This window comes from Mycobacterium sp. ABE4_509 (genome assembly GCF_056160785.1).
This window is the reverse complement of record NZ_JBSWXU010000059.1, coordinates 1-21,670: the sequence shown is the minus strand read 5'-3', so window position 1 is coordinate 21,670 and position 21,670 is coordinate 1. Positions and strand designations below refer to the sequence as shown.

20 protein-coding genes are annotated in these 21,670 nt (G+C 67.3%); 3 read left to right on the top strand and 17 right to left on the bottom strand.

All coding sequences use genetic code 11. The features are described 5' to 3' along the window. Positions 1-314: 314 nt before the first annotated feature. The 14 genes from eccD to ACXAID_RS14315 form a co-directional block, all read right to left on the bottom strand. Positions 315-1,838 carry a type VII secretion integral membrane protein EccD gene (gene eccD / locus ACXAID_RS14380; RefSeq protein ID WP_475022890.1) on the bottom strand — a complete coding sequence of 508 codons (1,524 nt, stop codon included), beginning with the start codon at positions 1,836-1,838 and terminating at the stop codon, positions 315-317. Further along, complete coding sequence (locus ACXAID_RS14375) at positions 1,835-3,211, bottom strand: MinD/ParA family ATP-binding protein (protein ID WP_475022889.1); 1,377 nt, start codon at positions 3,209-3,211, stop codon at positions 1,835-1,837. The genes eccD and ACXAID_RS14375 overlap by 4 nt, the downstream gene beginning before the upstream one ends. Positions 3,212-3,302: 91 nt before the next feature. Next, positions 3,303-3,590 (bottom strand): WXG100 family type VII secretion target, encoded by a 288-nt coding sequence (locus tag ACXAID_RS14370; RefSeq protein WP_475022888.1) that lies wholly within the window; start codon positions 3,588-3,590, stop codon positions 3,303-3,305. Positions 3,591-3,630: 40 nt separating this feature from the next. Further along, the gene (locus ACXAID_RS14365) at positions 3,631-3,933 is read right to left on the bottom strand and encodes a WXG100 family type VII secretion target (protein WP_475022887.1); all 303 of its coding nucleotides are present in this window, start codon (positions 3,931-3,933) and stop codon (positions 3,631-3,633) included. 89 nt (positions 3,934-4,022) lie between these two features. Next, positions 4,023-5,330 carry a PPE family protein gene (locus ACXAID_RS14360; RefSeq protein WP_475022886.1) on the bottom strand — a complete coding sequence of 436 codons (1,308 nt, stop codon included), beginning with the start codon at positions 5,328-5,330 and terminating at the stop codon, positions 4,023-4,025. A gap of 29 nt (positions 5,331-5,359) precedes the next feature. Continuing rightward, on the bottom strand, positions 5,360-5,656 hold the full coding sequence (locus ACXAID_RS14355; RefSeq protein ID WP_475022885.1) for a PE family protein: 297 nt from the start codon (positions 5,654-5,656) through the stop codon (positions 5,360-5,362). Between the two features lie 179 nt (positions 5,657-5,835). Next, positions 5,836-7,587 carry a type VII secretion protein EccCb gene (eccCb, locus tag ACXAID_RS14350; protein WP_475022884.1) on the bottom strand — a complete coding sequence of 584 codons (1,752 nt, stop codon included), beginning with the start codon at positions 7,585-7,587 and terminating at the stop codon, positions 5,836-5,838. Further along, positions 7,584-9,812: a type VII secretion protein EccCa gene (gene eccCa, locus ACXAID_RS14345; RefSeq protein ID WP_475022883.1), complete on the bottom strand. Its 2,229-nt coding sequence runs from the start codon at positions 9,810-9,812 to the stop codon at positions 7,584-7,586. Before eccCa ends, eccCb begins: the two co-directional genes overlap by 4 nt. Further along, a complete protein-coding gene (gene eccB, locus ACXAID_RS14340; protein ID WP_475022882.1) occupies positions 9,809-11,284 on the bottom strand; it encodes a type VII secretion protein EccB in 1,476 nt (491 codons plus the stop codon). The genes eccCa and eccB overlap by 4 nt, the downstream gene beginning before the upstream one ends. Positions 11,285-11,287: 3 nt before the next feature. Next, a complete protein-coding gene (eccA, locus tag ACXAID_RS14335) occupies positions 11,288-13,009 on the bottom strand; it encodes a type VII secretion AAA-ATPase EccA (RefSeq protein ID WP_475022881.1) in 1,722 nt (573 codons plus the stop codon). Further along, the gene (locus ACXAID_RS14330) at positions 13,002-13,556 is read right to left on the bottom strand and encodes a hypothetical protein (protein ID WP_421458889.1); all 555 of its coding nucleotides are present in this window, start codon (positions 13,554-13,556) and stop codon (positions 13,002-13,004) included. The genes eccA and ACXAID_RS14330 overlap by 8 nt, the downstream gene beginning before the upstream one ends. A gap of 15 nt (positions 13,557-13,571) precedes the next feature. Then, positions 13,572-14,435, bottom strand: a complete 864-nt coding sequence (locus ACXAID_RS14325) for an ESX secretion-associated protein EspG (RefSeq protein WP_421458891.1) — start codon at positions 14,433-14,435, stop codon at positions 13,572-13,574. Then, positions 14,435-14,758, bottom strand: a complete 324-nt coding sequence (locus ACXAID_RS14320; protein ID WP_421458893.1) for a type VII secretion target — start codon at positions 14,756-14,758, stop codon at positions 14,435-14,437. Before ACXAID_RS14320 ends, ACXAID_RS14325 begins: the two co-directional genes overlap by 1 nt. Further along, positions 14,755-15,966: an EspA/EspE family type VII secretion system effector gene (locus ACXAID_RS14315; protein WP_475022880.1), complete on the bottom strand. Its 1,212-nt coding sequence runs from the start codon at positions 15,964-15,966 to the stop codon at positions 14,755-14,757. Before ACXAID_RS14315 ends, ACXAID_RS14320 begins: the two co-directional genes overlap by 4 nt. Before the next feature lie 352 nt (positions 15,967-16,318). On the opposite strand from ACXAID_RS14315, the gene ACXAID_RS14310 reads away from it, so the two are divergent. Then, positions 16,319-17,635: a MinD/ParA family ATP-binding protein gene (locus ACXAID_RS14310; protein ID WP_475022879.1), complete on the top strand. Its 1,317-nt coding sequence runs from the start codon at positions 16,319-16,321 to the stop codon at positions 17,633-17,635. Between the two features lie 9 nt (positions 17,636-17,644). On the opposite strand, the gene ACXAID_RS14305 is transcribed toward ACXAID_RS14310, so the two are convergent. After that, positions 17,645-18,385 (bottom strand): transcriptional regulator, encoded by a 741-nt coding sequence (locus ACXAID_RS14305; protein WP_475022878.1) that lies wholly within the window; start codon positions 18,383-18,385, stop codon positions 17,645-17,647. A 371-nt stretch (positions 18,386-18,756) separates the two neighbouring features. Here ACXAID_RS14305 and ACXAID_RS14300 point away from each other — a divergent pair, with 371 nt between their 5' ends. After that, positions 18,757-19,050 (top strand): WhiB family transcriptional regulator, encoded by a 294-nt coding sequence (locus tag ACXAID_RS14300; RefSeq protein WP_475022877.1) that lies wholly within the window; start codon positions 18,757-18,759, stop codon positions 19,048-19,050. Between the two features lie 251 nt (positions 19,051-19,301). Here the strand turns inward: ACXAID_RS14300 and ACXAID_RS14295 are convergent, their stop codons facing one another. Then, positions 19,302-20,096 (bottom strand): DUF4436 family protein, encoded by a 795-nt coding sequence (locus ACXAID_RS14295; protein ID WP_475022876.1) that lies wholly within the window; start codon positions 20,094-20,096, stop codon positions 19,302-19,304. Positions 20,097-20,298: 202 nt separating this feature from the next. Further along, positions 20,299-20,568 carry a DivIVA domain-containing protein gene (locus ACXAID_RS14290; protein WP_475022875.1) on the bottom strand — a complete coding sequence of 90 codons (270 nt, stop codon included), beginning with the start codon at positions 20,566-20,568 and terminating at the stop codon, positions 20,299-20,301. Between the two features lie 359 nt (positions 20,569-20,927). Here ACXAID_RS14290 and ACXAID_RS14285 point away from each other — a divergent pair. Beyond that, positions 20,928-21,670 (top strand): hypothetical protein (locus ACXAID_RS14285; protein ID WP_475022874.1); only part of this gene is annotated, 743 nt, incomplete at its 3' end.

The following is a 21,670-nucleotide window of genomic DNA, read 5'->3' as shown; positions in this document are numbered from 1 at the left end:
GCAGGCGAAACACACCTACGCCCATCCCGTGCACTCCAGCAATGCGACAACGCCACCCAGCCACCAGCGCAGCGACCAACCATCATCGACTGAGTCTCACTGGCTGCACCTCGCCGTACTCACCAGCGACGCCGTGGTCCAAGGACGCCTACGTTTCATGGAACGCCGCAGGCCGCCGTCCGAGTTGGCATGTCAGCATTTGTTGACGACTCGAGCCAGCACGCCGAGCGGGCGTCATACCTGACGCCACCATGTGAGCTGACGGGTCGCCCCTTCGTCCAGCCTCGGCTTCATCCTTCTGCGTGCGTTCAGCGCTAAAACCGGAGATTGCGCAGCAGGTCGTACACCCCGGCGATCCACAGCAGCATGGGAATGACCGCAGCGATCGCAGCCCCGTCGGTCAGCTCCAGAATCCGCTTGGTCACCGGGGACATCCGCCGCACACTGTCGGTGGCGCCGATGACGATCACCGCGACGACCGCCAGCGCGGTGTACACACCCACAATGAGCAACGCACGCTCGGGATACCAAAGACACAACCGCACCATCACGCCGGTTGGGATCGCGATCGCCGCCGTCATCAACGCCCAGGCGCACCAACGTTCGGCGTACAGCCGCGACCGAAACCCGCACACGACGGTCACCAGCCCGGCAACGATCACGCTGTGCACGAAGAAGTGTCCCTGCACCACAACCGCGATCGCGCCGGTCGCCAGGACCACAGCACCCGCGGTGAGGAAGCCGATCAACAGCCGTTTGGCCAACCGGCTACGCTCGGTCAACCGCGCCGCAGACTCCGGCACCGAGGCGATGATCGCCTGCCAGGTCTCAGATTCCTCAGAGGTGTCGGTGGTTACAGGGTCGAGAAGTTCGTCGTTGGACACCGTCTCACCGGGCGCGGGAATCGGCGGCAGCGCGATACGGGCCACGGCCACAGTCAGTTTCGCCGCGTTCGTGACGACGATCAGACCGAACGCAATTGCCCCTGCAGGCACCCAGCTACCCCAGCCGTAGCCGAACGCTACTGCGGCGATGGTGACCGCCAAGGCCATGACGGCCGCGAAGGCCGCCACCTCGGCTCGCTTATGGGGTCCACCCCGTGTCGCCAGCACCATCAGGAATATCAGCGCACCCGCGCCCGCAATCTGCGGTGCGCCAATGGTTTCCACACCGCGCGGCAGCGGAACCGCTAGCGCCACTGCGCCACCCAAGGTCAACAGGGAACCAAGCAGCAGACTCTCAGCCATGTCGAGGTTGCCGAACCGGTTCTGCGCCAGCAGATTGCCGCCCATCAATCCCAGTCCAAGCACGCCCAGCGCGATCGCCCACCACCAGTCGCGACCGGTCGAGGACCACGACAAGATCGCCACCGCGGTGACGATCAGGGACACCAGCGGAATCATCATTCCCACGAAGCGGTACAGTGCGCCCCTGTCGAACTCGGGCGTCTCGTCGAGCACCGCGATAGCGTCGATTACGTCCTCGACCAACGGCCGGTAACGCTCGGTGCGGCTCACCGGGACCACGGTGAGCAGCGAGCCATCGACCACACCCGCCTCGTCGAGCGATTCGGTGAGCTTGATCGGGGGAGCTCCCGGGCGTGCGAACGACCAGACGCCCTGGGCCTTGAAATCGAACCCCGCCAGCATCTCCGGCGGAGCGTCCTCGAGGATCTCGGCCAGCACCGACACCGTCTCGTCGACATAGGTCTCGATCGGGGCCGCCGACGGCAGCACCAGATCTGTCATCCGACGTCCGGTCAGGATGGTGACGCGGGTGGTCGAAGGACGACTGGGCGTGCCGCCTGTCGACGTCGCCGGGCTGGCCGTGGCGGTCAACGCCGCTCGAGCCTGTCGAAATCGTCCGACAGCGCGGCAGCCAACTCGACGATCCGACGCTCGAACGTCTTGCCCAGCAGATCCAACTGGATCTCGGTGCCCGCCGCGATGTGCTTGTCCCACGGAAGGACGATCACCCGACCGGGCGCGACGTGGCGCTCGAACTGTTGCACCAAGTCGTCGACGTCGATGTTTGGCTTGCCCGGAACCACATGGTTGATCACAACACACGAGCGCCCGAGCAGGTCCTGGTAACCGTTCTGTCGCAACCAGTCCATCGTGATCGCGGCCTGGCGGGCGCCGTCGATCGATGCACTGGCGACGATCACCAGACCCGACACCGTGGACAGGACGCTGCGAGGTGCCGGCTGGAACAGCCCGGCACCGCAGTCGGCGAGCACCAAGTTGTAGTAGCGGGACACTATGGAGGTCGCGCCCTGCCAGTCCTGCTCGTTGAACTCCCGGCGGGCTGCGCTGTACTCCTCCGAGGACAGGACCTCGAGGTTCGAGCTGTTCATGCTCGTGTAGGCGCGGATGTCGTTGTACCGGTTCAGCTCTTTGTCCGACAGCAGGTCCGCGATGGTCGCCGCGGACTGGCGCCCGGTCCGATCGGCCAGGTTGCCGCCGTCGGGGTCGGCGTCGATCGCCAGGATGCGATCGCCGCGAATCTTGCTCATCGCCGAGCCCAACGCCACAGTGACCGCGGTCTTGCCGACACCGCCCTTGAGGCCGAACACACCGATCTGGTAGGAATCCCGCGCATTGCGCCTGATCCGGGCGTGCAGTTCCATTTCGTACATCTCGTCGGGCGACAGCCCGAGGTTGATCCGCGTGAGCAGATAGATCCAGTGCCGCCACCCGCGCTGTGACGGCATCTTGACCGCCGAACGGACCCCTACATGCGACAGCGCATCGATCGCACGGTGGTTGCCCATCGCCGCCGCGGAGGTGGGCGCCGCTGGCGCGGAACGCCACTCAGCTTCCGGCTCGGCGAGTTGACGCGACGGCGCCGGCGGCGGCGCCGGACGCGGCGCAGGCGCTGGAGCGGCGCGGTGCTGTTCATGGCGGGCTCCAGCGGGAGCCGATGAATGCGGCGCTCGCAGCAGCCCGTTGTCGTGGACGTGTTGCGGCCCAGCCACCTGGGTCGGCGGTATCTGACTGGTGATCTCGCTCTGGCGGGGCGGCGGCGCTGCAGCGGACTGCGTACGCGGCGGCTGCGCGATCGGCATCGGTGGCGGGGTTTCGTCACCGATGGGTGCGTCGTGCGGCAGTGCAGTGCCCTGCCCGCCCACCGGAGCCTCCCGATCCGACGGTTCATCGACCGTTCGCACAGCATCCGGCGAATGGAAGAGCCGGTCATAGTCGGCCGACATGTGTACCTCTCATTGTTGGCATGGAACGCGGCGCACGCGGTGGACGAACACATCATCTAAGCCGGTCGCCCACCGGCGCGCTGCACCGCGTTTAGGAAAAGGTCCCGATCACGCCCGCTTCGGTACTTCCCATGGTCGTACCGGCGTTGCTGATCGCCTGGGCCAGGTTCTGCAGAGCCAGGTTGAGCTCGGTGGAGTTCGCGTCCCAGCGCTGCTGCACGGCCTGATACGACATCGAGCCGTCGCCGACCCATGCCGATTGCAGTCGGGCCAGTGATCCCTGGCCCTCGTCGAGCAGTCCGGCCGTGCGACCGACCGCAGCGTGAATCTCGCCGGCGCCGGCTTCGATGGCACCGAATTCGTAATTGATCTGTCCCACTTCTATTCTCCGTTCTCAGTCTTTCCAGATTTTCGGCTGCTCAGAGCATCTTCGATGCGAGTTCGTCGGCGTTGTTCGCGTCCGTGTTCAGGTACGACGTGCCGCTGGCGTGGATGTTCTGCGAGATGTCCGTCAGCAGACGGATCTGCTGGCTGGACGCCTCATGGAACCGCAGCAGCGCGGCCTGGGCCGCCTGGCCGGCGCCCTCGCTGTGGAGGCTCTGCTGCAGGGCCGAGGCAGTTGACTCGACCTGGGCGAGAACCGACTGAAGTTCACCGGAGATGCGGTCGAAGTTCGCCGCCTCCGCCATCAACTGCGGAGTATCCGCATTCACCAATGCCATTGCTGACCTTCTCTCTCTCTACCTGTGCTCCCGCCGGAGCCGGCGGGCCCTCCCGACCCAGGTGGCCGGCAAGTCTTCGTGGTGGACGATCACCAATCGTCGTCGTCGTCCTCGTCGAGGTCGTGCTCCAGCGGGGCGGGGGCGGTCAGTCCGGACTTGCTGCCGCCGCTCTTGCCCCGCTGGCCCATCATTCCCATCGGACCGCCACCCCCCATGCCGCCGCCACCCACTGGAGCCAGGCCGGCACCGGCCGCGCCGGCGGCCGCACCGGCGCCCACGGCAACCGGCGACACCGCGGTGGGCAGTTCCTTGCCGACCAGATTCGACATCAACGGGGTACGCGCAGCGCTGCCACCCCCGCCTGGCAGCGAGGCGGCCCTGACCAGCCCAGCACCCGTCGCGGCCCCGTTGCCGCCGATCGCCGGATGATTGGAAAAGGGTGTGGCGCCGAACATTCCGACCTGCGCACCCTTGTCACCGGTCAGTCCGCCCATCTGGCCGAACATCGAGGAGACCTGCTGCAACGGCTGAGTGAGCTGCTGGAACGGCTGGGTGACACCCTGCATCATCTGCTGGGGCAGCTGGCCCAGGGTGGAGCCGAGCTGCGAGGCCATCTGCATGCCCATCTGCGGGGCCTGCTGCATCAGCTGCGCCGGGTCGCCCTGGGTGCGACCCTGGTTGGCCGCCTGATTGACGGCCTGCTCCATCCGGCCGGCCTTGAGGTTCGCCTCGTCGACCTTGCCCTGACCACTGACATGGGTAAACGCGGCGTTGCGGACCGCGGCGCTGCCCATCATCGGCGCCGCGCCCGCCATGCCGACGGCCATCGCGGCACTCGCCGCTCCGGGCAACACGATCGGTTTGGGCGGGGCGACCGGTTCGAACGTCGCGTTGGTCAAGGTCTCGGCCTGATAGCCGCTCATGACCGCGGCCGCCTGATCCCACATCCGCACGTAGTCGGCTTCATTCACACCGATCGGCACGGTGTTCACACCGAGGAAATTGGTGGCCTCCAAAACGGCGTGGGTGATGTGGTTGAGTTCGATCTCGGCCAACGGCGGCGTCGTCGCCATCGCCGTGGTGTACGAGGTCGCCTGCGCCGATGCCTGCAACGCCCGCTTCTGGGCCTGCAGCGCCAGCATGCGCAGCCAGACCACCATCGGCATCGACGCCGTGATGGCACGCTCGCTGCCCATGCCCTGCCACATCTGTGCCAGCGAGGCCAGGCTGGCGGCCAATTCGTCAGCCTGCGTCTCCAGCGAGATCGCCAGCGTCTCCCAGCCCGCGGCGGCCTGCAGCATCGGGGCAGGACCCGCACCCGCCATCAGGCGCGCAGTGTTCAGCTCCGGCGGGAAGGCCACCCAGATGGGTGGAGTGAATATCGGCGGTACAGCCATGGCTCATCAACTCGTATCGGGCGCTCGGCTCAGATCAGGGTGGCGCCGTTTTCGCCGTCGACGGCTTGGTAGACACCGGCGATTTCGATCACGGTGGCACCCGTGCGGGCGATCTCTTCCTGCGCCAGCGCATTGATGCCCAACGTCTGGACACCCTCGGCCATGAATGCGGTCGAGGCCAGCACGGAAACTTCGTCGGCACCCGCCGGCGTAAGTGCACTTACTTCCGCAGTCGCCGCAGTTCCGGTTGCCAGGCCACGAGCACCATTTGCGGTGACCTGTCCGCCCACGCCCGCCGCACCGGCGTTGTGACTCAGTGGTTGCATTTGCTGTACTCCTCACCTTTGCTAAACACACGCATGTACTTAGTGGCTGCGCAGGTCGCAGCACGTTACCCGAAGGTAGTTTGGAGTTCCCCCCGCCCCAATTGCTATTGGCCAGAATAGCGTTTGCTGAAACTGACCGCTAACCCATAGTAACCGCACTCAGAGGGTGCTACGAACACCTATTCCTCGGGCGGATCCACATACGCCGCCTGAATCACTTCTTTCCCATCCGGCGTGACGTAAAAGGCCTGGCCAGGCGGCCGTTTCTTGACCACGATCTCCCTCGACGGAAAATCCTGTTTCTCCCCGGACAGGAACATCGTCGGGGTCCCGGCGCCGTACGCTGCGCCGACGAACTTGTCCATGGTGGCCCGGTGTGCCTGACTCATCTGGCACGTCACCACCAGGTGCAGACCGATGTCCGCCGCCGCCGGGAGCAACGGCGACAGTGGAGCCATCGGGGACATCATCCCCCCGGCAGCGACGATCATGTGCCAGTCGTCGACGAGCAGCACGATGTCAGGGCCCGACCACCACGATCTGGCGCGCAACTGCGAAGGCGTCAGATCCGCCGGTGGCAGCCTCTTGCCCAGAAGTATCGCCAGGGCTTTGACCGACTCCTCCAGGGTGGCGTGGTTGCGATTGATCGCGCCGGCGGACAGCAAGTGAGTCTCGGGTACCGCCTCCAGCAGTCCGGACCGGTAGTCGGCGACCATGAAACGCACCTGCTCGGGGGAGTTGCGGGCGCAGATCGCCCGCGCCGTCGCATGCGCAATGGTCGTCTTACCCGATTTGGGTGCACCGAAGATCAACTGGTGCGGGCTGGTGTGCATCTGGTTGTGGGCCACCGTCAGATCCGACTCACGAACGCCCACCGGCACCGTCCATCTGGTCCGGTAGTCGGCATCCGGCCCGGGCGGGGCGGGATCGAGCTCGTGGAGGTAGATCCTGCTGGGCAGCACCCGAACCGGCGGTGCTTCGTCGGTGTGACGGGCCGAAATCTCCTGGACGGCGGCGGCCATCGCCGGCACCAAACCCTCGGCGCTGTGCACCCCGTCGAGGCGCGGCACCCCGATCATCAGGTGGAATTTCTCGCTGGACACCGCACGACCAGGCCGGTTCAACGGGATCTCGCGGGTGATCCGGTCGATCTGCGTCTCGTTGACATCGCCCAGCCGGAACTCGACCTTGGCGCCCAGATAGTCGCGGATGCGGGCTTTCAGCTCTGTCCACCGCGGGGTCGAGATCATCGTGTGCACGCCGTAGGCCAGACCCTGACCGGCGATGTCCTGCACCACCGCCTCCAAATCGGTGAACTCCGCGGCGAACGCCGGCCAGCCGTCGATCACCAGGAACACGTCGCCGAACGGATCGGCCGAGGCCGGGTGGTTCGGGTCCTCGCGCATCTGCCGGTAGTCGGCCACCGAACCGACCCGGTACTGCTTGAACACCTGCTCGCGTTGCCGCAGAACTGCTTTGACCTCGGCCACCACCCGGTTGACCCGATCCGGCTCAGCCCGGGTGGCCACCCCGCCCACGTGGGGCAGGTCTTCGACGTACATAAGCCCGCCGCCACCCATGTCCACGCAGTAGAACTGGATCTGACGCGGTGTGTGCGACGCCGAAGCCGACAGGATGAACGTCTGCAGGAACGTCGACTTACCCGTCTGCGGCGCCCCCCCGATGGCGATGTTGCCTGCCGCGGTGGCGATGTCGATACCCCACACCTCCTGGCGGTGCCGGCGGGGCTCGTCCATGATGCCCAGCCCGATCCGCAGCGGACGGCGGTCGTAGTCGCGGGATACGAGTTCGTTGACCGGGGTCGGGTCGGCCAGCGGCGGCAGCCACATCCGGTAGGCGTGGTTCTCGCCGGTGGTGAGCTGGTCGAGAACCACCTCACGGAGGACCTTCTGTCCAGGTTCGGCGGTCATGACGTCACCGTCGTATCCATGATCGGGGCCGCGGTGAAACGCAGGATTCGCAGGCTCCTGTCGGCCTGCGCACGGGGGGCCTGGTCGTCGTCGCCGGCCCCGGCGATCGTCGGCTCGTACGGGTTACCCGTGTAGACACTCTGGAACTTCACCGGGTCCTCCATGCCCACTCGCAGGAACCCGACACCGCTTTCCTTGTTCGAGATGTACTGTGCCTCAGGTGTTCCTATGACGGCCTTGGACTCCGCAGAGCTCGTGGTGCGCAGCGCGATCCGGTAGGTGAGGTTGGGTTCGAGCTTGTCGATGCGGGTTCCGCCGGTGTTCAGCGACTGGGTCGCCAGCAGCAGATGCACCCGAAGCGAGCGGCCCACCCGGCAGATGCGGTCGAACAGCGCGATGAAGTCGGGGTGATTCTGCAGCAACTCGGCGAACTCGTCGACGACGACGAACAGGGTCGGTAGCGGTGGCAGATCCGCGCCGCGCTCGCGGTGCTTCTCATACTCGGCAACGCCGGACAGCGCCCCTGCCGCCCCGACCTGAATACCGGCCTGACGCAGGATCGACTGCCTGCGGTCCAGTTCACCGCTGAGCACCTCGCCCATCCGGCTAACCAACTCGGCTTCCTCCTCCATGTTGGTCACCACTGCCGCGGTGTGCGGCAGCTTCTCCATGCCCAGGAAGGTGGACCCACCCTTGAAGTCGGTCAGCAGCAGGTTGATCTGGTCGGGGTGATGCGTGGCTGCCAGCGAAAGGATCAGAGTGCGAAGAAATTCCGACTTGCCCGAGCCGGTGGTACCGATCAGCATGCCGTGCGGCCCGGCGCCGAATTCGGCGCCCTCCTTGATGTCGAGGTACATGACGTCGCCGGTCTTGAGCTCGTGGCCGAACGGGATGCGCAACCGGTCCTGGTCGGTGTCGGTGAACATCCGCCACCGGGCAGGAGTCACCTCCTCGACCGCCTGGGCACCGACGATCTCGTGCCACTCGGTGGCGACCTTCTTCTGCACCCTGGTGCTCTTGTCGATGATCGTGCCGGTAATCGACCAGCCAGCGAGCTTGCGAGCCACCCGGTCGGCCTGGCCCGGCGTCATGGCGTCGACTGCACTGGTCACCAACCGGAAGGACTGGGTGGCCGTGCGGTCGTCGGCGGTGCCGTCGGGGTTGACCCGGACCCGCAGCGCCGAGCGATGGTTACCCAACGTGACGACGCTGACGCCGGAACGCCCGTCGGCCGGAAAACCCGCCCGGCCCCCGGTCAGGTCGATGACCACGACATAGGGGCCGTTCGGCGCAGCGTCGGCGGAATGCGGCCCGCGGGCGGCCAGATCGCTCAATCCGTCGGGTCGGGTGAAGATCATCCGAGTGTGGCCCGCGGCGTCGGTGTCGGACTGGTGCGCAACGTGCGGCAACCACTTCATCCACGCCCACCTGGGATCTTCCGGGTCATCGGTGAGTACCCGGATCTGGAGCAGGTCAGGCGGGTGGAAGACCGCCAGGTGGCAGATCATCGCCGTGAGCAGACCCGCCGCGCCGTCGGCGTCCCCGCCGATCGCGATCGTCGGGAAGGACCGCAGTTGGACCAGTTTCGGGCAGTCGTGGATCAGACCGTGGGTGCGCAGGAACTTCGTCACCCACATGTGGCTCACCGGTTCCAGATGGGCCTGTGGTGCTCCAGTGGGCCCGGCCAGCTCACCGCCGACAGCGGGCTTGAGCAGCCGGTCGACCGCGACCTCCGAGCCGATGCCGATCCTTGCCGCGGCGTAGAACTCCGCGTGGGCCGCGCGCGACCACTGCCGGTGGGTCCCGATGACCGAGAGCAGATCGTCGGGATGCGGTGCGTGATAGGTGAAGAAGGTCACCTGAGCCGTCGCCGACGAGGTGACCCGGGTCCGCAGACCAGCCAGGTAGCGCAGGTACTCCTTGCGGTCGGCGTTGATCTCGGGCACCTTCTTGCCGCCGCTGCCGCCACTGGCGACCATGCCGACGGCCACCATCACCATCATCAGCGGCATCATCAGCATGTACGGCGAAAGCTGGCGCACACCACTGAAGATCATGATCGCGATCATGCCGAGCATGCAGCCGCCCAGCACCCACGGCATCGCCTTCTGCACCCCGGACGGCGGGGTGTCGACGCCCAGATCGTCGGGTGGGATCACGTTGATCTCACCCGGCGCCAACCGGGGTCCGCGTTTCATCATCGGGGTGAACTTGCGAGTCGTCATCCGCCGCCTCCGTTGCTCGCCCCAACTGGCGTCGCGTCATCGCTACCGACCCTGCGCGGGTTCGGATTCGACGGCAACGTGTCATGCTCGACCAACGCCGCCCCCTGGGACAGCACCGGACCGTCGACGAGCAGGCTCACCACCTGCCAGGGCGCGGTAGCCGGCGCGGCCAGACCGAGCTTGGCGGCGGTGTCTTGGTCGGGCAGACCGTACCGAACACCTTGCGGATCTATGTAGTACAGGTTTTCCCCGAACCGCGGGTCCGGCGACTGCAACTGGACGAACTGGCCTCCGCTGATGTGCACGGTGGCGTCCCCGGTGATCTGTTTGATCCCGGTGCTCATCTCCGATGCCGGCAATGGCAGGTGTCGCCCGGCGATGACGGTCGTCTTCGGTGCCTGGTCTCCCGGCTCACGTTGCCACGACCAGCACAGCACGGGCAGCTCCTCGCGGATGAGCATGTCGATCGGGGTATCGGGCAGCGGTGAAATGTAGACCCGCTCGGGCACCCGGGCCACCGCGCTGGCCTCCAACGACGGCGGCGAGATCAAACCGTAGGAGTTGGTGGCACGCAGCGCCGCGGCGGTTGTGCCGTTGACCTTCGCAACGCCGTTGGGCAACACCACGTGATGCTGTTCGTCGTCGTCGGTCACGGTCGTGAACACCGCACCGATCACCAGCTCCGGAGGCAGCCCGATCGAGTTGGGCGCACCAGCCGCCGGAATCGGCGGCAACCGCCACGGGCCCGCGTCGGGCAGTGCGTTGAACAATCCTTCCGAGATCGGCGCCGTACGGGCCGTGACCGGGATGCCCACCGCCGAGGTGACCGCGCGATCGGCGAGATCGATGGCATGGCGACCGTTGTCGGTGACCAGCCAGTCCTTGCCTTCGTAGGAGACCAGCATGCCCTGCTCGGGCCGCACCTGGCCGACCGTGCCGTCCAGGGCCAGAGCGGTGATCAGGACCGATGTGTCGACAGTCGGCGCCACGCTTTCCGGTTGAATCACCGTGTCGCACAGCGACCACTGCTGTGCCGGTGTGCCGGACACCGGGGTGGCGTAGGGCGCGCCCGGGATGCCGAGGGGCTGTCCCTTGGGCATCCGATCGAGTTCCTCGGATTTCACCGCCACCGGGTTGTTGCTGTTGCCGAGGATCAACCGTGCTGAGGTCAGGTTGTACACCGGGCGCAGCTGACCGGTGTCGGGCAGCACCACGTAGAGCTGGTTGGTGGTTCGGTCGACGAGCAGGCTGTCACCGCCGCGCTTCCCCAGTGGCTTGAAGTAGGCCAGCAGTGCAGCGCCGAGGCAGATCAACACCGCGATCACGATTCCGGCGGTCACCGCACGGCTGTAGAACTGCAGCGGGTCGTCGAACATCCGTGTGTCGCGACGCACGATCGCATGCTCGACACGGCGCAGCAGGAAGCGCCAGCCGCTGACCTGCACCTTGGTGGTGAGCCGAAAACCTGCCATCGTCTACCCGCTGACATTCAATCTGTCGTGGACCGACGTGATCGCTTCTGCCATGTCCTCACCACTGATCTCACTGAGCGCGGCGGTGTCGAGGTCGTCGATGTCCAACGACCGGGCCAGGCGCATGTCGCGGGTCTGCTCGCCCGCCTCGACCAGCTGCCGCGCATAGCGGCCGTTGCCGGCCACGTCCAGCGCCGGCTTGCCGCTGACACTGCTCTGGCTCAGCAGTGTCGCGGCGTCAAGCACCTGCTTGGCGGCGGCCTCACTGAGGCTCGAATCCGTTCCGGCGGCGATGACAGCGGCGATCTCCACGATCTCTTCGGGCGAGTAGGAGTCGAATTCGATTCGGGTGGAGAACCGGGACCGTAAACCTTCGTTCGTCTCCAGCAGCCGGTCGATGTCGGTGCTGTAGCCGGCGATGATCACGACGAGCCGATCCCGGTCGTTCTCCATCCGGGCCAGTAGCGTGTCCAGGGCTTCGGTGCCGAACGGGTCGGCGCGCCCGTCACGCTCCTGTACCAGGGTGTAGGCCTCGTCGATGAACAGCACCCCACCCATGGCCCTATCGATGGTGCGGGCGGTCTTGACCGCCGACTGCCCTTCGTATTCGGCGACGAAATCCTTGCGGGAGGTCTCCACCAACTTGGGCTCGGCGATCACCCCCAGCCCCGCCAGGATGTTGGCCACCACCCTCGCGATCGTCGTCTTGCCGGTGCCGGGTGGGCCGGTGAAGATCATGTGCTTGGACGCCTGCGCGACCTTCATCCCCCGCGCCGCTCGTACCTTGGCCATCTGGGTGGCGGCCCGGTAGCGCTCGATCTGCTCTTTGACCCGGCTCAGCCCGATTTGGCGGTCAAGCTCGGCCTGGGCTTCGGCGAGCAGTTTCTCCTGGCCGGAGGTATCCGCCTCGATGCTGTCGGGGTCCCACGGGTCTCGGCGTGAGGCGATGAACTCGGCGCTGGTCGTCTTGAGCCGATGCGATGGATCACGCAGCGCCGCAGCGACAGTCGACGTCGGGTGGCTCGCCTGCAGCCACTCGAGCAGGGCTACGGCGCCGTCCTCGTTTCCCAGGCCCCGATAGGTCATGGCCAGGAACCACGCGATCGCCTGACTACAAGCCTCACCGGCGGGCGACGCGTTGGCGTCGGTCAGGCGACGCTCGGCCTCGGTGAACAGCCCGAGATTGGCGGCGGCGACGCCGTGGGCCACTCCCGCTGCGGCGGCCAAGAACTTGTCCGGCCACGAATTGGCTCCCCGCACCTCGTCGATGACATCGGTCCACCGTTGGGCGGCAGCGTAGATGACGGCCTTGACCCACGCGACCAGATGCTCGGCACCGGCCGCGGGGACGTCCTCGATCGCTTCCATCGCGTCGGCGAAATTGCCTTGACCGGCCTCGCTCACGGCGAACCCCATCGTGATCGCCAACGGTGAATTGACCGGATAGGTGATCTCTCCGAACATTCCGCCGATCGGCACCCGGGTTCCGAGACTGTTCATCGACATCTCGGCGGCACCGGCGAGCTGACCGAAATTGGTACGTGAGTACCAAGCCCGGAACATCGTCGCCCGGTCCCGGTCTCCGCAGCGGATGCGGCCCACCCAGGCGTCGCAAGACCCCTCGTCGAGTTCGGTTATCTCGGTGAACAATTCGAGTGACCGGGCCGGTGTGCTGGGTAGCAGACCGACCGCGGTACCGAAAAGGCTGGCCAGATGTTCAGTCATTCTCACCTGCATAGCGTGTCGAGAACAGCTCGATCCGTGCGGCCGCAGCCTGTTCCGGGGTGGGTAGATCCAGATCGCGATTGAGGAAGTCGCGGGTGGCGGCGTCGTGGTGACCGTGTTCGCGCATACCGTCCAGCATGACCGTGTACTGCGCGGATCTGGCATCCTGGGTCGCCAGACCGGCAATGCACACGATTTCGTCAGCCAGCTCGCTCGCGGTCAGGTTCCCGGCGCCGGGCCCCAGTTCGATCCGCTGGACGCGGCCGTCGAGATAGGTCGTCACCGACACCGTCTTGTCGGGGTTGGTGACGGTGAACAGCGGTGTCGCATCCGCAACCTGAGGGTCTGCCGCACGGTCGGGCGGCATCAGTCCGGCGAGCTGATCAGGATGGTCGTCAGGCTCGCCGGAGTCGGGTGCTCGGCGGAAGTCGCCGAGGATCACCCCCAGATCGGTCTCTTCGTTCTCTGCCCCGGTCTCGACATCGAATGCCGCCAGTTCGGGGCGGGGCCCGTCGTCCTCGGGGGTGCCGGGCGGAGAGTTGGCCACTGTGGATCGCCTTTCTCAGTCCGGGTACGTCGTGTCGGTCTCGGGTTCAGCCGTGTCCTTGTGCTCGAACCAGCTGCGGGACGGGAGGAACTCCATCAATCCGTCGAGTGCGCGCTGCAGGTTCTCGGGGCTGCCCGGCAGAAAGCTGCCGTACAGCTCTCCACTGACCCGGCGGGGTATCGAAACGATTCGGCCGTGCGGTGAGTCGAGCACCCCCGCCCCCACCTGCGCCGGTGAGAATGTGCCGCCCGAATGTCTTTCGGACGCGGTGATCTCGACCCAACTGTCGGGGTTCGCGGTTGCCTCGGCGTAGATGCGTGCCGATGACGGAGGCATGCCGTAGGCGGCGAGCTGTTCGGCGGACCGCACGCCGGAGAGTTCGGACGCGATACCGGTCAGCGGTTCGACCACGGCGGGCGACGCGTCACCGATCACCACATTCACCATCGACGCCAGGCCGACCTGGGGGGCGACGCGCTGCAGCACCAGCATGTCCTCGTCACGCGCTGCCACGACATGTCGGTCCCCCTTACGACACACCACGAAGCGCACCATTTTGCCACCCACGTCCCGGCGCCACCAGCGGCAGTCGAGCAGCCGGTCGGGCCGGCTCAGCGTGTCGACCATGGCCGCGACCTCGGGGTGGGGATCTCCGAACGCAGTCAGAACGCCCTGCGCGGTCAGGTCCCGGGTGACCTGATCCCAGACGATCTGGCGCTGGTCTTCGTAGGGGATGTTGGGCCGGATGCCAAGGGCCACCGGGAAATCGACGAGGTGCAGCAGGTCGGCGATCACCAGCATCCCGTCGATGGTGACTTCGACACCGACGACGTCGTCGTAGTGGGTGGGCTCGCCATCCCCGAGAAACGGCCCGGCCATCACTGCTGCCGCATCGATTCATCGATATGCCGGCCCGCCGAATCGTCGGTGTCGTCGTAGCGGCCCGCCGACGTGATCAGGCTCACACTCAGTGCGTGACCGGCGTCGGCGATCGCGGCCCCGCAAGCCCGTCGGACCGTTTGAAGCATGTCCAGCGCCTCGGCTGTGGACGCGGCGATCGCACCGTGGGTGTCGAGGATCCGGCGGTCGAGGTCTGACACCGATTCGGCCGCCGAGGCGACTGCACCAGCCGCCTGAGCCTGCCGCGCGGCCAAGTCGTGCAGGTGGGTCGGCGTCACCTGCAGTGGTTCTGGCGATGTCACGGGCTATCTCCTGCTGAGCGCTGCTGCGGGGGTCTGATCGGGGCGGGAGGTACGGCCTCGGCCTCGGCTTCAGCCGGCGGCTGCGGCGCCGGCGCACTCGGCACTCCAGGGGCATCGACAGTGTCGGACTCGGCGGCTTCGGGGGATTCGGCGGATTCGGCGGTCTCTGCGTCGTCGCGCTTCGACTGCCGGTGCTCATCTCGCAGGTCGTCGAGCGGTTCTTCGGGCGGTGATTCGACATCCGCGTCGTCGGCGTCGTCGGCGGCCCCGGACAGCGCCGGCAACGACTCGGCTGCCATCGCGGTGACGCCGGATAACACCGCGGCCAGCGGTGTGACCGCCGAGCCGATCATTCCGCCGACCGCGCCGAACGCCGTGGTCAGGCCGGACATCGCGTCGACCGGCAGCGCACCGGCCTGCGGCGCAGCGCGGGGCGCTGCCATCTCCGAAGGCGGGGCCGGCTCATCCGACGTCGGAAGGCCAGCGGCGGATGGTGGTGCCGGCCAGAGCCCGGCAGCTCCCGGATCCTCGTGGAGATCCTCGTCGGGATCGTCGTCATCGGCCCTCGGAGCCCACCGATCCAGTCCGGGATCCTGCCAGGGCCCAGGCTCGGCCGGCCCGCCGGCCGCTTCGGCCAGCGCCGAGTAGCGGGACGCGATGCCCTGTAGCTCCGTGGTGTTCTCGCTCATCCGAACTGTCAGGTCCTGAAAATCGTCGCCTGCCGCACCAAGCGCGGCGGTGACGGTCGCGAGCTCGAATTGCGCTCGCATGGCCTGACCGACACCGGGGGTCGCCGCCAGGGCCCGCGCGGTGTGGCGAAGACCGGCGAGGTGCTCGGACACACCGTCCAACCGCGTTCGAATGGAGACGATCTGATCGCCCTGACGATCCAGTACCCGTCGGGCTGCGCGGTCCAGGGCCGCCATCGATGCCGTCCGTCGGTAGTGCTGCCGATTGGCCAGGGAATAGGCCCGCGCACCGGCGCCAGCCCAGTCGACTCCGGCAGTCGCCGCAGCCATCGCGTCGGCAGCCTCCGTCAATCCTCTGGCACCGAGTTCCAGGCCGGCGCCGCGCTCCGGATCACCGGCGCCGAGCGTCCGGCGCATCCCTGTGATCGCCAGCAGACCGGCGTCCAGCGTTGTAGATCCGGCGCTGAACGGGCCTCCCGTGACTTTGCCCGAACCGCCGATACCATCATCCACCCGCATCGTGATTCTCCCCTTCCCATCGGCAGGGTACCAGCGCCGAGGTGGTTGCCAGGACGCCAGTTCCACCGGCGCCGGCTCCCGCAGACACGCGGGTGCACCGACCTTTGGCAACGCACGAGCCGGAGTTTTTCCTGTTACCGGGCGACATCAGCAAACTGCGACGATGCGCAGGGCATCCCGTTCGGTTGGCCCAGGTAGATCCGGGGGCGTAACTCAGGTGCACCTCTACCACACCCTCGCCCCCGACTGCGATGACTATTTGCTCGGACCTGGTGCGCACTAGCCTGGCAGATGCCGCATTGGTAGGAAGTCGCTGAACTTTCGCCCCGAACGAATATTGAGGAGACGCGCTGTGACGGACCGCGATGACGCATTGCGGAATGACCTGGGGTGGACTGGGCCCGAAGACACACCGGTGTCGCACCAGGGTCCGCCCACACCACCGCGTCCGCCGGTGCCGCCTCGTCCGGCGGCCGGCGACTCCCGGACCGAACCCGGGCACCGACGGGCGGACTCACCCGAGCCGGAACGACCCGGCAATTCGTTTCGCCCGCCGCCGGTCCACGGCGCCCCGCCTGCGCGGCCGGGCGGTTGGGGACAGCCCGGCAGCCCGCCGCAGCCGGGTCAACCAGCCTGGACACCGCCGGCCCGACCGGCGCACCCGGCTCCGCCGGGCCCGCAGTTCGGCGGCGCCCCACAGCCGGGCGGACCCGGACACCCCGGTTCCTTCGCCGACCACATCCGCGCCGAAGCTCTGGTCCCCACCCGCAAGCCGATGCCCGGCCGGGGCTGGCGGCTGGCCCTGTACAAGGCGAGTTTCGGGCTGATCAACCTCGGCCCCTCTCCCGACGAACGGCACCTGGCCGCCCTCGAGGCCGCCATCCGCGGCCCGTTGCGCGGTCACTTCAAAGTGGGCGTGATGGGCAAGGGCGGGGTCGGCAAGACCACGGTGTCCGCCAGCATCGGCTCGGTGCTGGCCGAGTTGCGCCAGGACGACCGCGTGGTGGCCGTCGACGCTGACACCGCGTTCGGCAAGCTCGGCAGCCGAATCGACCCGCAGGCCCAGGGCTCGTTCTGGGAGCTGGCCGCCGACCAACACCTCGAAACCTTCGCCGACGTCCGTAACCGGGTCGGCCACAATGCCGCAGGGCTGTTCGTGCTGGCCGGGGAGGCCACCCCGGCCAGGCGCCGGGTGCTCGATCCGGCGATCTACCGGGAAGCCACGGCACGCTTGGACCGGCACTTCACGATTTCGGTGGTGGACTGCAGTTCCACCATGGATTCGCCGGTCACCCAGGAGGTACTGCGCGACCTTGACGCCTTGGTGGTGGTGTCCTCGCCGTGGGTCGACGGTGCCGCGGCGGCCGGACAGACTCTGGACTGGCTGGCCGCCCGCGGCATGGCCGGATTGCTGCAGCGGACCGTCATCGTCCTCAACGACTCCGACGGCCACGCCGACAGACGCACCAAAACGGTTCTTGCCCAACAGTTCTCGGGGCAGGGCCAGCGCGTTGTCGAGGTGCCGTTCGACGGGCAGCTGCGCCCCGGCGGTGTCATCGACGGGACCGAGCAGATGTCGCGCCCGACCCGACGCCGGTTCGTCGAGGTCTGTGCGGCGCTGGCCGAGCACTTCCCGACCACCGATGACCGGTCGCGAAGCCGGCAGTGACAGACCTGCTCAGTTGATCTGGGCCAGCAGCGACTCGATGGCTTCGACCTCTGCGCCCGACACCGGTTCCTCGGCCTCGGCCAGCTGGACCGCGTTCTCGGAGACTCCAGCAGCCTGAGCGGTTTCCCCGACGGTCAGATTCGCCTCGCGCCGCGCGGCGTACAGCCGCTGCCCGAGGGTGGCCCCCGGTGCCGATGCGGCGCGTAGCATCACGTCGTCGTACAGCCTGCGCACGGTGCCGAGCGCTTTGATCAGCGGTGGCGTGACCTTGCCGATGCGCGCGGCCCGCGAGGCGACCGCTTCGAGTTGCCGCAGATCGGACAGGATCGCGCTGACCCGCGTACCGAACTCCGGGGCGTCCCCGGCAGGAAGGGTCCGCACCGTCGAGTCCAGCGTGCCGACAGCCGTGACAACCGCCTGCGCGATCAGGGAGACCTCGTCCCCACCGGACGACGCGGGAGCAGCGGACGCCGGCCCGTCCGGGCGGACCACCTCGCCGCGACGGAGTCGTGCGATGGTTCCCGGCGGCCATTTCAGCACCTCTTCGAGCTTTGCTCGGGTGCGCTCCCTGGGCCAGCTTCGGCCCTTTTCGAACGCGATGAGTGCGCCGGCATTGATGACGCCGCCGGTGGCCAGGCTGCGTTGGCTGATGTTCAGTTCGCGCCGCCTGGCGGCAGCTGCCGCACCTGCTCTTACCATCCCGGGATCCGGAGCGTCGGCCGACTCGTCGACCGGCTCGGGGTTGGTCATCTACCGGAGTCCTCAGGCTCGGGGGGCGAAACGGCGACGCTCATGGTAGCGACCGCGGTGTCCTGCGCTGCGGCACGCTGGCGCCAACCGCAACGGATTGTCTGTGATGGTACAGCGTTTCCACCTGCCTAACAGTTGTAACGCTACAAATCATTGACAGGCCGGCCGACCACGCCGAACAGGATGCGAACCGCCCTCGAGGCATCTTCTGATCTGGTGACACGCTTCGTTTCCACCGGTATCTGGCGTCGCGCCGCCGATGGCATCTCCACAATTCTGTTGCATTAACTGTTGCAACGCTACGGTTTGATCCGCTACCTTCATCCCATCGCGGTACCGAACCGCCAAGCGCACATGAAGGAGCGAAGCCGATGAACACCACGCCGTGGGACGAGACGCCGGTCGGCGCCTGCACCAGGGACCCGGAGCGGTGGACCACCACCGCCGACGATGAAGCCAAGGCGCTGTGCCGGTCCTGCCCGCGGCGGTGGATGTGTGCCCGGGACGCCTGCGAACTGCCGCGCGCCGAAGGGCTGTGGGCGGGCATCTACGTGCCCGAGGGCGGGCGGGGGCGCACGTTTGCTCTGCGTCAGCTCAAATCACTGGCCGAACGGCACGGCCACCCGGTGCGCGAACGCCGCGTGTACTACGCCGAGACCGCCTGACCGCGATACTCAGCCGCTGCCGGCGACGAGGGGTCGGGCAGCGGGCGGGCACCCCGGAATACCTGGGCCCGCGGTGCGGTTACAGGGTTTGACGGTGCCGGGCATGCCCCGGGCCCCAACTAGAAACGTCGCTGCGAGCGACCACTCGCCGAGAGGCGCAGGCGGCACCGTCCCCAACTTCACCGGGCACCGACGACCGGGCCGCGCTGCAAGCTCCGAGGAGTCCAGCCACCCACGAACACTGAGATCGGTCAGTTGTCCTGGCGCCACCACGCTGCGAGATGGATCGCCAGGGCCGCCACCAAGGCGATCAAGACCCACAGGACGATCGTTTGGTCGACCCACGCCCCCGGCGGCGGGGCGCCAGGGAGGATGCTGCGCAGCGGGACGATCGCGAAGAGCATCACCGCCAGCAACGCGGAATGGCCTGGTTCGTACTTCTTCGTGCCCCTGAGGGTTCCGATCGCCACAGGCATCGCGATCACCGGCAGGCTGATCAGGATCAGACAGATTCCCACATCGAACGCCAGCGATCCCTGCGTACGCTGCAAGGTCATCGCGACCTGGTCGGCGCTGACGTTGTGATCGATGTACCAGCCGTCGATGTGACCCGCCACCGCTACCTGCGCATCGAGCCCCGACAGTGGCCCCTGTCCGCCGGACACCACAGACACAGCAGTCGGCTCGGTGACGTACAGATCGAACGGCCAATTGTCCGGGTCTCCCCGCGCCCTCAGCGTCGTCGAGACCTTCGCGGGCACCCTGTCGCGGGCAAAGCGGATGTCCTGGATCTCGGTCTTGGAGTTCAGCCGTACGAAGGCTTCGTCGATCAGCGTACCGCTATGACGATCCAACAACTCATCTTCGGGATACACCAGGACGTCCAGCTGCAGCACGTTGCGATAGGTGTCGATTTCGTTGATCCGCAGGACGACCAGCGTCCCGTCAGCCGCATCCGGATCTGGCGCGCCGATCTTGTGCCGGGGGCCATCGATGAAGTAGTAGCCCAGCTGCAACGCAGCGTACACCGCGACGACGACAAGCACCGTCCACACGATTGGACGCCTCAGTGCAGCCCGCCACCCCACATGGGGGGCGGAAGCGGACACATCGGGATGGTATCGCCGTCAACTATTTTTCGGCGAGCTGTAGCGTGAACTACAGTCAACAGGCACCTTTCGACACGGTGTCATCGGGCGGTCCCCGCATCTCCGCCGCCACGCGTGCGGTTGCCGGAAATGTCGGCGGTCAGGCATCGAGATGCGCGATGGCGCCGGCGATCTCGTCGATCACCTTGTCGACCTGCTCCTGGTCGTAGCCACGCTTGCCGAGCTTGGGCTTGTTGAACCGCACCGAGCGCACGTCATCGGCCGACAGGTGGCCGCGCCCGTCGAGCCGTCGCGCCGCCAGCGCCAGGAAGTCGTTGACCGACTTCTCGTCGTAGCCACGTTTGCCCCACGGCGGCTTCTCGAACGTGATGTTGCGCAGATCCTCGGCTCGCAGACCACCGTCGCCCATGGCGTCAGACTCTAACAATCAGCCCCGGCGACAATGTGATCTTGACGGTGTGCGGCCGGTGATCTTGACGGTGTGCGGCCGCCCCCGGCGGGTCTGCGCCCCCGCCACCGCGCGGCATGTACCGGATTTTGCTCCGTGCACCGGGCGTGCCGTCGACGGGGTGGGCTCTCGCCGTCCAACCTGTTGGAGCCGTTCATAGCCCCGGCGAACGGTGCCGGTGCTAGACTTTGCTAGATTTCGGACACCTGGATTCTGGGCGAAGGCCCGGTGGTGTCGTTCGCCTGTCGGCGAGCCACCCAGGTCCGCAATCGGTAGTGCGAAGCCCGGGGGGGTGAAAGGTGCGGCCGGACCGAACGCGCGTGCTCGCGCACGGCTCCTTGCTGGCGGTGGTCGCCGGCTACCTCGTCACCACACTGCCCGGCGTACGCGCCGAACCCGGCTATTCCTGGTGGATGGACGGCGTCCTGCAGCCCGCCGCCTACGCCGCGGCGGCACTGCTGTGCGCGATCCGGATACCCCGAGCCTCCGCCGACCGGCTGGCCTGGCGGTTGATCGCGCTGGGGCTGCTCAGTCAGGCGCTGTCACACCTCGCCCCACTCCAGTCCGCCCCGCCCGGCTACCCGGCGTCCGGGTTCGGCGTCAGCGACCTGCTGGCGTGGGGTTTCTACGGCTGCACCCTCGTCGCCCTGGTGATCATGCTGCGCACCCGGATGTACCGCTTGCCGGCTGGGGTGGCGCTGGACGGACTGGTCGTGGGCCTGGGCGCGGCCACTCTCACGGTGAGCATCCTGCTGCCCCAGCTGGCGAAGATCACCGGCGCCGATACCCACCACAGTCTCGTCGCCCTCGCATCGCCCACCTCGGATCTGGTGCTCCTGGTCGTCTTCACCGGGGCGCTGTCACTGCTGCGCTGGCGCCCACCCACCTCGTTCGCCTGGCTCATCGCCGGGCTGGTGCTCTTCGGCCTGGCCGACTGCGCGTACATCATCCGGTCCGGTCTGGCCACCTACCATCCGGGCGGGCCTGTCGACGCGCTGCGCCTGGTGGCAGTCGCCGTCATCGCGCTCGCACCCGGTCGCGCCCGGCCCCTGCGGGGCACCGG